General features: G+C 68.0%; 12 protein-coding genes. 4 read left to right on the top strand and 8 right to left on the bottom strand.

The genetic code is table 11. The features are described from left to right. Nucleotides 1-5 precede the first annotated feature (5 nt). Genes K2W61_RS01180 through K2W61_RS01165 form a run of 4 tightly spaced genes read left to right on the top strand, consistent with a single transcriptional unit; the run spans nt 6 to nt 3,449 of the window. On the top strand, nt 6-722 hold the full coding sequence (locus tag K2W61_RS01180; RefSeq protein WP_236754964.1) for an MOSC domain-containing protein: 717 nt from the start codon (nt 6-8) through the stop codon (nt 720-722). Further along, entirely contained in the window at nt 719-1,969 is a 1,251-nt protein-coding gene (locus K2W61_RS01175) for a lytic murein transglycosylase (protein ID WP_236754963.1), read from the top strand. The genes K2W61_RS01180 and K2W61_RS01175 overlap by 4 nt, the downstream gene beginning before the upstream one ends. 57 nt (nt 1,970-2,026) lie before the next feature. Continuing rightward, nucleotides 2,027-2,440, top strand: a complete 414-nt coding sequence (locus tag K2W61_RS01170; protein WP_175134924.1) for a YidB family protein — start codon at nt 2,027-2,029, stop codon at nt 2,438-2,440. Between the two features lie 28 nt (nt 2,441-2,468). Further along, a complete protein-coding gene (locus K2W61_RS01165) occupies nt 2,469-3,449 on the top strand; it encodes a DUF4434 domain-containing protein (RefSeq protein ID WP_236754962.1) in 981 nt (326 codons plus the stop codon). A 12-nt stretch (nt 3,450-3,461) separates the two neighbouring features. Here the strand turns inward: K2W61_RS01165 and K2W61_RS01160 are convergent, their stop codons facing one another. Genes K2W61_RS01160 through K2W61_RS27835 form a run of 8 tightly spaced genes read right to left on the bottom strand, consistent with a single transcriptional unit; the run spans nt 3,462 to nt 11,212 of the window. Beyond that, a complete protein-coding gene (locus K2W61_RS01160) occupies nt 3,462-4,592 on the bottom strand; it encodes an acyl-CoA dehydrogenase family protein (RefSeq protein WP_175134925.1) in 1,131 nt (376 codons plus the stop codon). Nucleotides 4,593-4,602: 10 nt separating this feature from the next. After that, a complete protein-coding gene (locus tag K2W61_RS01155) occupies nt 4,603-5,286 on the bottom strand; it encodes an alginate O-acetyltransferase AlgF (RefSeq protein WP_175140738.1) in 684 nt (227 codons plus the stop codon). Further along, a complete protein-coding gene (locus tag K2W61_RS01150) occupies nt 5,283-6,758 on the bottom strand; it encodes an AMP-binding protein (RefSeq protein WP_236754961.1) in 1,476 nt (491 codons plus the stop codon). The genes K2W61_RS01155 and K2W61_RS01150 overlap by 4 nt, the downstream gene beginning before the upstream one ends. Nucleotides 6,759-6,781: 23 nt before the next feature. Beyond that, nucleotides 6,782-7,021, bottom strand: coding sequence for an acyl carrier protein (locus K2W61_RS01145; protein WP_175134928.1), 240 nt, complete (start codon nt 7,019-7,021; stop codon nt 6,782-6,784). Between the two features lie 25 nt (nt 7,022-7,046). After that, the gene (locus tag K2W61_RS01140; RefSeq protein ID WP_236754960.1) at nt 7,047-8,627 is read right to left on the bottom strand and encodes an MBOAT family O-acyltransferase; all 1,581 of its coding nucleotides are present in this window, start codon (nt 8,625-8,627) and stop codon (nt 7,047-7,049) included. Between the two features lie 6 nt (nt 8,628-8,633). Then, complete coding sequence (locus K2W61_RS01135; protein WP_175134930.1) at nt 8,634-9,740, bottom strand: alginate O-acetyltransferase AlgX-related protein; 1,107 nt, start codon at nt 9,738-9,740, stop codon at nt 8,634-8,636. A 4-nt stretch (nt 9,741-9,744) separates the two neighbouring features. Then, nucleotides 9,745-10,743, bottom strand: a complete 999-nt coding sequence (locus K2W61_RS01130) for an alginate O-acetyltransferase AlgX-related protein (protein WP_175134931.1) — start codon at nt 10,741-10,743, stop codon at nt 9,745-9,747. Between the two features lie 37 nt (nt 10,744-10,780). Next, nucleotides 10,781-11,212 carry an NfrA family protein gene (locus K2W61_RS27835; protein WP_419761626.1) on the bottom strand — a complete coding sequence of 144 codons (432 nt, stop codon included), beginning with the start codon at nt 11,210-11,212 and terminating at the stop codon, nt 10,781-10,783. Nucleotides 11,213-12,785 lie beyond the last annotated feature (1,573 nt).

Genomic DNA, 12,785 nt, shown 5'->3' with positions numbered 1-12,785 from the left:
GGCGCATGGATATTGTCATCGACGCGCTGCTGACGGGCGATGTGCGCCCGCTGGGCGATTCCGGCCGCGACAGCGGCATCGACAAGCACCCGGTCGCCATACCGCTGTGGCTGGGCGCGCAGGGGCTGCGTGGCGACGCGCAGGCCGACCGCCGTTTCCATGGCGGGCCGGAAAAGGCGCTGCACCATTACGCGCGTGATCACTATCCGGATTGGTTGCGTGAATTGGGCGCGCGCGCCGTGCTGGACGCGCCGGGCGCGTTCGGCGAGAACCTCTCCACGACAGGCATGACCGAGCACGATGTCTGCGTGGGCGACATCTATGCCGTGGGCGAGGCGTTGATCCAGGTGTCGCAGGCGCGCCAGCCGTGCTGGAAGCTGAATCATCGTTTCGACCATGCCGGCATGGCGGCGCGGGTGCAGGCCAGCGGCAAGACTGGCTGGTACTACCGCGTGTTGCGCGCAGGCTGGCTGGCGCCGGGCGACGTGCTGTCGCTGCGCGAGCGGCCCCATCCGCAATGGACGCTGGCCCGGGTCCAGGACATTCTCAATCGCCGGGTGCTGGATGTGCCCACGTTGAGCGAACTGGCCGCGCTGCCGACGCTTTCGCCCAACTGGCGCGCGCTGTTCGAGAAGCGCGCGCGCCTGGGCCAGATCGAAGATTGGCAGCCGCGCTTGCAGGGCGACGCGGCCGGCCCCCGCACGGGGACCCCCTCGACATGACCCCCCGTCACGCCGCTGTCCTGGCTGCGCTTACGCTGGCGCTGTGTCCGCCGGCCGCGCGGGCGGCCGATGCCTTCGCGGCCTGCCTGGCCGGCCTGCGCGCGCCGGCCATCAAGGCTGGCGTGTCCGGCGCCACCTACGATGCGCACACCGCCAGGTTGTCTCCCGACATGGCCGTGATCGGCCTGCTGGATGCGCAGCCTGAATTCAAGACGCCGATCTGGGATTACATGGCGGCGTTGGTCGACACCGAGCGCGTCGCCGATGGTCGGGAGGGCATCGCGCGCTGGCGCACCGAGCTCGACCGCGCCGCCGCGCGTTATGGCGTGGATGCCGCCACCATCGCGGCGGTGTGGGGCGTCGAGAGCAATTATGGCCGCACCCTGGGCGGGCGGCCGCTGCTGACCTCGCTGTCGACGTTATCCTGCTTCGGCCGCCGGCAGGCGTATTTCCGCGGCGAGTTCTACGCCACGCTCAAGATCATCCAGGACGAGCATATCGATCCGGACAAGCTCAAGGGTTCATGGGCCGGCGCCTTTGGCCAGACCCAGTTCATGCCCTCGACCTATCTGCGGCTGGCGGTGGATTTCGACGGCGACGGCCGCCGCGACCTGATCGACAGCGTGCCGGATGCGTTGGCATCCACCGCGCACTTTCTCAAGCGCGCGGGATGGAACCGCGACCTGGACTGGGGCTACGAGGTCAAGCTGCCGGCGGGTCTGAGTACGGCTGGCAGCGGGCGTAAACACAAGCGCCCGCTGTCGTTCTGGCGCGGGCAGGGCCTGACGCGCGCCGATGGCACGCCATTGCCGCCCGGCGCCACGCCTGCGGGCCTGCTGCTGCCGGCCGGTCCGCAGGGGCCAGCCTTCCTGGTGACACGCAACTTCGATGCGCTGTATTCGTATAACGCTGCGGAGAGTTACGCGCTGGCGATTGCGCACCTGTCCGACCGCCTGCGTGGTGGCGGGCCGCTGGCGCAGCCCTGGCCGACGGACGATCCCGGCCTGTCGCGGGCCGAGCGGCGCGAACTGCAAAAACTGCTGATCGCGCTGGGCTATGAACCGGGTGAACCCGATGGCATGATCGGCGAGCGCACTCGCACGGCCTTGCGGGCGGCACAGCGTGCCCTGGGCCTGACCGCCGACGGCCGCGCCGGCCAGAAGGCCCTGCACGCGCTGCGCGGCGCCGGCCAGGGCCGGGCCAAAGGACAAGTTTTGCAAAGATCGGCTCCCGTGCGCGCCGAATGACGGATGCCCTGGCCTCCTGGGCCTATACTGGATTTCCGACTTTCCTGGAGCATGGCGATGAGCCTATTGGATACTTTGACCTCGATGGCCAGCGGCGGCCAGCAAGGGGGCTCGGCCTCGCTGCTGCCGGCCCTGATTGAACAACTGAACAAGTACCCGGGGGGGCTGTCCGGCCTGATCGCCAGCTTCCAGCAGGGCGGTTTGGGGGAAATCATCGCCTCGTGGATCGGCCAGGGCCAGAACCTGCCGGTCAGCGCCGACCAGCTTGGCCGCGTGCTGGATCCGGGCGTGGTCAACGAACTGGCCAGCAAGACCGGCCAGGATACCGGCTCGGTGCTGGGTTCGTTGTCCGCGCTGCTGCCGCAATTGATCGACAAGGCCACGCCTGAAGGCGCGGTCCAGCCGGGCCAGGGATTCAACCCGGCCGACTTGCTGGCGGCGCTGCCGGGCCTGTTCGGCAATCGCGGCTGAACCCGGCAGGGACTGTCCTCTGGCGCGAGTGCGGCATTCCTCGCTGACGCGCCGTCGCCTGCTGCAGGCGGCGGCGCTAGCGGCGCTCGCGCCGCTGGCGGCCTGTGCGCCGCCGATTTCACTGGGCGCGACCTTCCTGCAATTGTGGCGCAGCCATCTCGACCTGACGCGCGAGGAATGGGACCGCCGCTTTGCCGCCTATCGCCAACTGGGCTGCCGCGAGATCTTCTTGCAATGGGTCGGCCTGGAGGGCGGCCGGCCCGACGACTGGATGGCGCCGCGGCCGCTGCTGGATGCGATCTTCGATCAGGCGCAGCGCCATGGCCTGGGCGTGCATGTCGGCCTGCCTTACGACCAGCGCTGGTGGAACATGCTGGCCTCGCCGGACAAGGCGGCGCTGGCCGCCTACCTGAACCGCACCCGCGACCGTGGCGTGGCCTATATGCGCAACGCCGCATGGCCCGAGCGGAAGAATTTCCGCGGCTGGTACGTGCCCTACGAGCTGGAGCAATACAACTGGGCGCGGCCTGCGCGCCAGGCGCTGCTGCTGCCGTGGCTGGAAGCCTTCGCCAGCGCCTCGCTGGCCAGTTGCGGTCGACTCCCGTCGATATCCACTTATCACAGCCGGCTCCCGGGCGGTGGCTCGCTGATGAAGCTGTGGGCGCTGATCCTCGACCAGGTGCGCATCCATCCCATGATTCAGGATGGCGTGGGCGTGGCGGGCCTGGCCAACTACCGGGCGCTGGAACCGCTGCACGACATGCTGCTGCGGCGGGGGGCGTCATTCGATCTGATCATGGAACTGTTCGAGGAACTGCCTTCGGGCAGCACGGATGGCACCACGTTCAAGGCGCGTTCGGCCGATTTCGGCCGGGTCAAGCAGCAATGGGACGTGGCCCGTGGCTACGGCGCCAAGCGCATCGTGGCGTTCACGATCGATCCCTGGGTGATTGGCGACACGCCTGAGGCCCGCGCGCTGCGCGATGCCTGGATGGCGGCGCGGGCCTGAATCCGCGGACGCTCAGAGAAAGCCCCGCCCGATGATTTCCCGCATGATCTCGCTGGTGCCCCCGAACAGGCGCAGCGCGCGCGCGTCGACCCAGGCGCGGCCGATGCCGTACTCGGCCATGTAGCCATAGCCGCCGTAGAGTTGCAGCAGGTCATCCAGCACCGCGCCCTGCATTTCGGTGGCGTTGAGCTTGGCGATGGCGGCGCTGGTGGCGTCCAGTTCGCCGGCCATGTGGCGCGCCAGGCAATCGTCCAGGAACACCCGCAGCATGGCGCTCTGGGCGCGCGCGCTGGCCAGCTTGAAGCGCGTGTTCTGGTAGTCGAACACCCGGCGGCCGAATACCTTGCGGTTGCGGGTGTATTCGACGGCGTCGTCCAGCATGCCTTCGAGCGAGGCGCCGGCGCGCAGCGCGATCGCCAGGCGTTCACGCGCGAGTTCCTGCGTCAGATATTCGAAGGCATGGTTCTCCTGGCCCAGCAGGCAGTCGGCTGGCAGGCGCACGTCGTCGAAATACAGTTCGCAAGTGTCCTGGCAATGCTGGCCGATCTTGTTCAGTGCGGGGCCCTTGGTGTAGCCGGGCAGGTTTTCCTCGACACAGAACAGCGACAGGCCGCGCGCGCCCAGATCGGGGGCGGTGCTGGCCAGCACGATCGCCAGGCCGGCGTTGACGCCATTGGTGATGAAGGTCTTCTGGCCGTTCAGCACATAGGCTTCGCCGTCGCGATGCGCACGCGTGCGCACCGCTTTCAGATCGCTGCCCGCGCCCGGTTCGGTCAGGGCGATGGCGCCGATGATTTCGCCGCGCGTCATCGCGGGCAGCCAGCGCGTCTTCTGCTCGGAGGTGCCGAAGGCGTTCAGATAGGGTGACACCATGTCGGAGTGGATCGAGAATCCGATACCAAGGAAGTTGGCGCGCGCCAGTTCCTCGATCACCACCGCGGCGTGGCCGAAATCGCCGCCCAGTCCGTAGGGCTCGGGCAGGGCGCAGTTGAGCAGACCCTCCTGGCCGGCGCGGCGCCAGAGCGTGCGCGGTACGATGCCGGCCTTTTCCCATTCGGCATAATGCGGCGCGATCTCTTGGGCGACGAAGCGCCGCGCCTGATCGCGAAAGAGCTCGTGGTCGTCCCGGAAAACGCGGCGCATGGGGCCCTCCTTACTTGCTGCCGTAGGGGTCGGTGGCGCTGGTCTGGCCGTGCAGGGTGGGCGCGGTGGCGCTGCCGGTGAGGAACAGGCTGTAATGGTCGCCAGGCTGCAAGGCTGGCAGCACCAACGAGGGCGAGCGCACCGTGCCGCAGCCGGCGGCCAGCGTGGCGCTGACCGGATTGATGGCGCGCGCCGCCGAGGCGCCGGGCTTGACGTCCTGGAACAGCGTGGGACCGGTGGGGCTGACTTCGAGCCTGGCGGCAGGGCAATCGGCCGCCAGATTGTAGAAACGCAGTTCGGCCTTGAGCGCGTCCTGCGCGCCATTGCTGTCATCGATGGCGGCGTAGGTGGCGTTGGCTCCGTCGCGGCGCACCACCAGCGTGGTGAAGGTGTCGGGCTTGACCTGCAGGCTGGCCGCCGGTTTACCGTCGATCAGCAGGTTGAACGGCTGATTGCCCTTGACGATGGCATAGGTGCTGGCGGGCTGGGTCGGGCTGATCTCCTGCGACGGGCCATTGGCAATCTGCACGCGCACGGGGCTGGCCTCGGGATTGACGACGCGCACAAACGACGAGCCCGCGGGCGGGCGCGCGGCATAGAGCTGGGCGAACACGCCCTCGGCCTGCGCGGCGGCGCCCGGCAAGGCCAACGCCAGCGCCAATGCCAGGGTGGAAAAATGAATGCGACGGATCATGCTTGCGGCTCCGGTTTCTTGCTGAGGCGGGCATCGAGATACATGCGCTCGAGTTGCTTGCGGTCCGCCTTGTCGGTGCTGGTTGTCGGGAAGCGATGGCAGGCGACCAGCTCGGACGGGATCATGTAAGGGGGCAGCGTGCGGCCCAGCACGGCTTTCCAGTCATCGAGTGCCGCCGGCAGCGGTTGCAGGCCTGCGGGGCCGGCCGCCGCGGGCTCGACGAAGCCGATCAGTCGGATGATAGCGCCATCGGGCCGGCGCAGCGCCACGGTGGCGCCAGCGCGCGCGCCGGGCAGGGCGGCGATGGCGGCATCGATCTCGGCCAGTTCAATGCGGTAGCCGTGCAGCTTGATCTGGTCGTCGACCCGGCCGCGGAACGTCACCAGGCCGCGCGCGTCGATCTCGCCCAGGTCGCCGCTGCGGTAGCCGCGCTTGCCATTGCGCGTGAACATGCGCGAGGCGTTCAGGTCCGGGCGGTTGAGATAGCCGCGCATGACGTGGTCGCCGACGATGCTGATCTCGCCGTTCTCGATGAAGACCTCGGCATAGGGCTTGGCGCGGCCGATGGGGAACGGATTGGGCGCCTCGGCACGCAGGCCGGAATCGATCTCGACCCAGGTGGTGGAGCAGGTCGCCTCGGTGGGGCCGTACGAGTTGATGATGCGCGCCGTGGGAAAACGCCGCCACAGCGCTTCGGCCAGCGTGGGGGTGAGCGACTCCGCGCCGAACATGAACACCCGCAGCCGCGGCAGGCGGGCCTGCTCGAAGTCCGGGTTGAACAGCTGCTGGCGCACGAACGAAGGCGTGGACGCCCAGACGTTGATGCCGGTGTCCGCCAGGTACTGCACGAAGGTATCGCGCTGCGCGATGGTTTCGCGCGGGCACAGCACGCAGGTGCCGCCCAGTTCCAGCGCGCCAACCCAGTTGAACAGCGAGAAGTCGAAGCTGAACAGCATCTGGTCCATGAACGCCGGCGCCGGGCCCAGGTTCAGGCAGTCGCGAATCCAGCCGGCGAACAGGGTCACGCTTTCACGGCCAATCTGCACCCCCTTGGGGTCGCCGGTGCTGCCGGAAGTGAACATGATGTAGGCCAGGCCGTGTTCGGCCAGCGGCGCGGGGCTGGCGCAGGCGGGAGCGAAGACGCCGGCCTGTGCGTCATAGCGCAGTCCGGCGCGCACCAGTTCGCCGATGCGGGCGATGCGCTCGGGCGGGTTGATGACGTCGACCGGCACGAACGGCACGCGCAGCCGCAGGCAGCCCAGGATCGCCACCAGAAAGGCGGCCTCCTTGTGGCCCGAGAGAACCAGCGGCACGCCGGCGGTGACGCCAGCCCGCAGCGCTTCCTGTTCCCACGCTTGGGTGGCCGTCAGCAACGCGCCCCAGGTGAGTGGGCCCTGCGCGTCGACCACCGCGATGGCGTCGGCGCCAGCGTCGGTGTCGGCGAAATCGTAGGCCTTGAAATCAAAACGCATGTTGCAGCCCCCAAGGGAAAACGTCAGGCGCGCGCGTGCTCCGCGATGAATGCCGCCAGGGTATGCACGGACTCCAGATGCACGTCGATCTCGGTCGGCGGGATCTTGCAGCCGAACTGGCGCTCCACCGCCAGCGCCACGTCGACCGCGGCCAGCGAGTCCACCAGCCCGGATTCGATCAGCAGGGTATCGGGATCGACCTTGGTGAGGATGATGCCTTCGATGAGTTCGGCCACCTTGGCTTCGATGTCATTGATGTCCATAGCGTGCTCCGCGACCGCGCCGCGGTCAGAATTGGAAATAGAGGAACCGGGTTTCCTTGTGCAGGTTCACCAGGCAGAAAAACAGCAGGGCCAGCATCACGGCCAGCCAGGCCAGATTGGGGCGCCAGCGCATCCATGGCGTGGGCGCCTCCTGGGGTTTGAACAGCGCCGGCGAGTAGCGGCCCAGGATCTGGTGCGCATTCGGCGCGAACCAGGCGATGCCGAGCAGCACCACAGCATAGATCAGCTGCAGGTGATGGCCGACCAGCACCCGCCAGGCATCGCCCCAGGCCAGGCCGCCGACGTGGGTGGCCAGGTCCATCGTTTCCATGCCGCGCAGGCCGATCATGCCTTGCATCAGCAGCATGGCGTCGCCGACACCGTGGGCGCGGAAGAAGGCCTGCGCCACCAGCACCGCCACGAAAGTCAGCAGCACGCAGGCGGCCCGCTGGGCCACGCCCAGGTTGCGGGCGGCCGCCGGCTTGCGGCCGACCACGAAGATGCGCCAGGCGTGGTTCACCGACAGGTACATGGCGTGCAGCAGGCCGAACACCAGGAACTGGAAACCGGCGCCGTGCCAGACCCCCGCCAGCGCCATGGTGAACAGCGTCGGCGTGACGATGCTGGCCAGAAAGCCGCCCGCCGTGGCCACGCCCTGGGCGCCGACCGGCAGATTGCGGTCGGTGCGCCACTTCGATATGGCCATGGCCACCGGGTAGTACAGGTAGGCGGTCAGGTAGCGCGTCAGCGTCATGTGCCAGCGCGCCCAGAATTCAATGATGCTGCTGGCCTTGTAGGGCGAATTGAAATTCAGCGGGAAGCGGATGCCGAACATCTTGGCCAGGCCCAGCGCCATGTCCGAATAGCCGGAGAAGTCGAAATACAGCTGCAAGGCGTAGCACAGGCTGGCGCCCCACGAGCCCCAGAACAGCAACTCGCCCGGCGCGGCGAAGCCGGCGTCGGCGTAGGGCGCGATGCCGTCGGCCAACAGCACTTTCTTGGCCAGTCCGATCACGAACAGCATGCCGCCCACCGACAGGTTCTCGGCCTTGAAGCGGTAGTTCTCGGGCTGCGCGAACTGCGGCATCATCTCCTTGTGATGCAGGATCGGGCCGGCGATCAGGTGCGGGAAGAACGTCACGAACAGCACGTAGCTGAGCAGGCTGCGTTCCTTGACCACGCCGGCGCGGCAATCCAGCAGGTAGCCGATCTGGGTGAAGGTGAAGAACGAAATGCCCAGCGGCAGGATGATCGCGTCCATGGTCGAGTTGGTCATGCCCAGGTCGGCCAGGAAGTTGAGCAGCGTGGCGAAGTACTTGTAGTGGAACAGCAGCGCCAGGTCGGCGCCCACGCCCAGGCCCACGATCAGGCCTTGCAGCTTTGGCCGCGCGGCGGTGCGCAGGATCAGCAGGCTGACCAGGAAGTTGAAGGCGATAGAACCCGCCAGCAGCACCACGAACTGCGGATTCCACCAGCCATAGAACACCAGCGAGGTCAGGCACAGCCACAGCGCCGCCAGACGCAGGTTCAGGCGTCCGGCGCCGTAGTACACGGCCAGCGTGACGGGCAGGAAGATCAGCAGGAACAGGTAGGAGTTGAATAGCATCTGGGGTCAGGGCAGTCGGGCCAGCACGGATTTCTCGTCTTCGGTCAGCGGCAGCGACAGCGCCATTTCGGAAAACTCCCAGATCACCAGCTTCAGGCTGCTGGGCCAATGTTCGCGTTGCTTGAGCGCCACCAGCAAGGCCCCGGAAAACTGGCCGCCATCCAGGCTCAGGTTCCAGACCTCGCGGCCCAGGTCCCTGCCCAGCCGTTCGGCGAAATTGCTGCGGCGGCCGTTGGAACTGCCCGCCAACAGCACTTCCACCGGTGGCGTATCGTCGAGCAGCCCGCCACCGCGCACCGGCTCGATCTTCTGCGGCGCGGCCAGGTCCAGTTCGGGCCGCCAACCCGGGCGCGCCTGTTCCAGCCCGGCCAGCACGATCAGGTCGCCCATGCGCGGTTGCGGCGTGCCCGTCGGCGTTTCCTTGAAGATCTGGCTGCCGCGGCCGCCCAGCAGCGGCAAGGCGGCCTGCGCCACTTGGGCGGCGGCGGCCTGGGCGCCGCTGGCATTCATGTGTACATCGGTGCGGAAGAAGCGCGGCGCCGCGGCTTGCGCCAGCGCCTCGCGCAGGTCAACGAAGGGCACGCCCTGCGCGCTCAGCGCCTGTTGCCAGGCATCCAGCGTCTGCCGCATAGGCAGCGACACCGTCTGGCCGCACAGGTGGTCGGCCTCGATGCGGGATTTGTCGGGCACGGCCACCACCAGGACCTGTACCTGGCGTTGGCGCAATTGGTCGACCCAGTGGCGCATCAGGCGCAGGCGTTCATCGAAGACATGGACGCCGGGCTGCGGTCGCAGTCCGTCGCGATAGAACAGCCATTGCGGGCAGCCCATGGCGACCTGATCGCCCAGATCGCCGAACACGCGATAGCGGATCGCGGCGTTCCAGGTATTCACCGCGCCCTGCGCCGGCAGGCGCAGCGACTGGTTCAGCCGGGCGCCGGCAGAGCCGTTCATCCACGCCGCGGGCGCGATGTCCGCGGCGCGCAGCTTGGCCTGCGCCAGGCACCAGGCGCCCCAGCCCAGGCCGAGCGCCAGCAGCACGCCGATCACGATCGCGTTGCGCCGATGGCCGGGCTGCGTCGCCACCGCGACCGCCTTGTCCGGTTGGGCCACGGCGTTACTTTCCCACCGCCGCCTGCATGCGGCTACGCCAGGCGTCGACGGTCATGATGGACGCGTTGTCCCACAGGCCCTTGGCATCCGGGCCCTGCGCGTAGGTAGGCTCGAACATCTGCCACACCAGCACTTGCGGTTTGTTCTGCTTGAAGGCGGGCGACTCCAGGTATTCCAGCAGCATGATCCATTGGCCGACGTTGCCGGGCTTCCAGTTCACCGAAACCGGACGGTCCAGCGCATTGGACAGCTTCTGGGGAAAGCCGAAATACGGCTGCACCATGCTGTGGCCGGTCACGTGTACCGGCGCCGGCGCGTCGTCGATCAGGCTCTGATTGTCGGCCTGGCGGCGCACGGTGAAGGTTTCGCGGCCGGCCTGCTTGCGCTGGTCGGGCGTCAGGAACAGTTCGGCCAGGTCGCCATAGCGGCGTTCATTGACCACACTGCCCAGCGCCATGCCGGTGCCGGGCTTGCCGGCCAGCGTTTTCACGTCCTGCTTGATGCGCTGCGCCAGGGCCTCGGCGGTGGCATCGGCGGCGGCCTGGGTCCAGTGCTGGTCGGTACGATAGAAGACGTTCTGGCCGCTGTCCTTCAGACGGCGCAGCACGGCTTCGTCATCGATGGTGGCGATGCCGGCGGCCTTGAGCTTGTCCAGGATGGTCTGGTAGCGCTTCTTGACGTCGGCGCTCAGTGTGGTGCCATCGGGCAGCTTGTCCTGGTAGAACAGGGTCTTGTCGGGCAGCACCAGCACTTCCAGTTGGATGCCTTTGGCGGCCAGCGCATCGCGGGCTTCGCGCACCAGCCGGGTGGAGGCGTCGATGCCACGCATGTCTACCTGGGTCAGGCTGCCCCAGCCGGGGAACAACCAGTTGTCCTTGCCCTGGATGACGATGGATGAGGCCTGCTGCGCCTGCGAGACGCCAGCGGCCAGCGCCAGCAGCGCGCCACACAGCGTCGAAGCGAGGCGCACGCGGCGCGGCGGGCGGAAGGTGAGGGGGGTCATGCTTGCGGACTCCTTCATGGGTATGTGCGGGCGCGGTTCAATACGACAGGGTCAGGTTGATGAACAACCCCTTGGCCCGGTCGGCCTGGCCGCCGCCGATGTTGAAGCGGTATTGGGTGGTCAGGTCCAGGTACGAACGCGGCGCGTTGTAGTGGTCTTCGCGGAACCAGTAACGCAGATTGAAGCCAGGGCCGGCGCCCATCGACCACGAGGAGCCGTCGCCCAGCTGGCCATACGAATCCGAGCCATTGATGTCCAGGCCGACCATGCGGTTCTTGTTCCAGAGCCAGTCGACGCCCACCACCGCGTAGGGGAAGAACACCAGGCGGTCGCTGATCGCGTCCATCCGGTAACTGCGGCCCACGCGCAATTCGCCGGCGCCGAAGGCCTGATCGCGCTTGATCTTGCCCGAGGTCTGGTCGGTGTCGGCGCCGGTGGCGTTGTTGCGCTTCCAAAGGCGCGCCGACATGTCCTGCCAGGAATAGCCCGCCTGTACGTAGCCTTCCATGGTGAACCAGTCGGGACGGTCGATGCGCAGCGTGGTGCCTTCGTACAGGCCATACGTGACATAGGCAAGCCAGCCGCCGCTGCCGGCGTCGGTCTTGTAGTAGGCAGTCTGGTTGCTGCGATTCAGGCCGCAGCGCAGGTCCGCCGGCGCCGGGCTGAACGTGCCCTTGCGCGTGGCGGTTCCCAGGTTGAATTGGCGCTCCAGGCCGAAAGTCAGGCCGACCTCGGTGGACGGCGTGAAGCGCATGCCCAGCGAACCCACGGTGGTGGGGATGCCGGAAATACCCTGGTTCGAGGTCTCGGCCACATTGATGGTGCCACCACAGGGGTCCGACACGGTCTGGCTGGTGGTCCTGCCGCCTTTGTTGTAAAGCGTGTTGGACAGGCGCCCATACAGCTCGAACGTGCGGGTCGAGGAGTTCAGGAAGTCGGCTGGCCGCCAGAAAATCTCGGCCGTGCTGAACACGGCGTCGCCCGGCACGGTGATGGCCGCGCCGCCCAGTCCGGAGGATGCCGGCCGGGCCCCCCGGTAGCCGGCCGAGACGTAGCCGCCCCATTCGCGCGACAGCCCGGCAACGCCGCTGCGGGTGTCGAAACGCTGCTGCGGTGTCAACGGCAGCTTGCCGGCATCGGCTTCGTCGATGGCCTGCTTCAGTTTTTCCACCGCGCCGCGCTTATCGCCGACGCCGGACAGCGCATAGCCTTCGTCCAGTATCACGGTCGGCGGTGCCTTGCCGGTGGCGCGCGCGGCCTGGAAGTCCTGCAGCGCCAGCCCGGGCTGGCCCATGCGCTGGTGCAGGTAGCCGCGCTGCATCAGCAGGGCGGGGTCGTCGGGCTGTGCCGCCAACGCTGCGCCCATGCGCCGTTCGGCTTCCGCCAACTGCGCCGCATTGCCGGCGGCCAGCGCGGTGGTCAGCAGGCGCTGGAACTCCTTGTTGGCAGGGTCCTGTTCGGCCGCCTTGCGCGCCAGGGCAATCGCTTCCTGGTAGTCCTCGCGCGCATAGGCGGCATAAGCCTGGGCGGCCGGACCGCCGCTGCCGGCGGCATCCGAGGGCAGCAATTCGCATGACGTGCCGTAAGGGGTATCGCGGCAGTCCTGCAAGGGCGCGGGGTAATTGGCCAGTGTCAGCGTGGCCGGCACGGCGGGGGCCGAGCGGGCCCGCTTGCGGCGGGCCGTGGCGGCTTCGTCGTTGTTGCCGAGCGGCGCCAGCAGGGCCAGCGCGCGCTGGGTTTCGCCGCCGGCAAGTGCGGCGTCGGCGGCGATCAGGCGCACGTTGCGGCGCTGGTCGTCGTCCAGCCAGTCCTGCTTGAGCGCGGCGTCGAAGTCGGCATTGGCCTGCGCCGTCTTGCCCTGGCGCTGACGCAGGTAGGCACGCATCACCAGCGCGACGGTGTTTTCATCGTCCTGCTTGAGCGCGTCGGTGGCGGCATCCTCGGCCGCGGCCAGCTGGTTGTCCAGCATCAACGCGGTCATCAGCAGCAGGCGGTGGCTGGCGGTGTCGGGGGCCAGCGCCACGGCCTGGCGCGCCAAAGGC

It is taken from the genome of Achromobacter pulmonis (assembly GCF_021733725.1).
Taxonomy (GTDB): Bacteria; Pseudomonadota; Gammaproteobacteria; order Burkholderiales; family Burkholderiaceae_B; genus Achromobacter; species Achromobacter pulmonis.
Note: the sequence above shows the minus strand (reverse complement) of the source record. Positions and strands in the feature narration are given on the sequence as shown.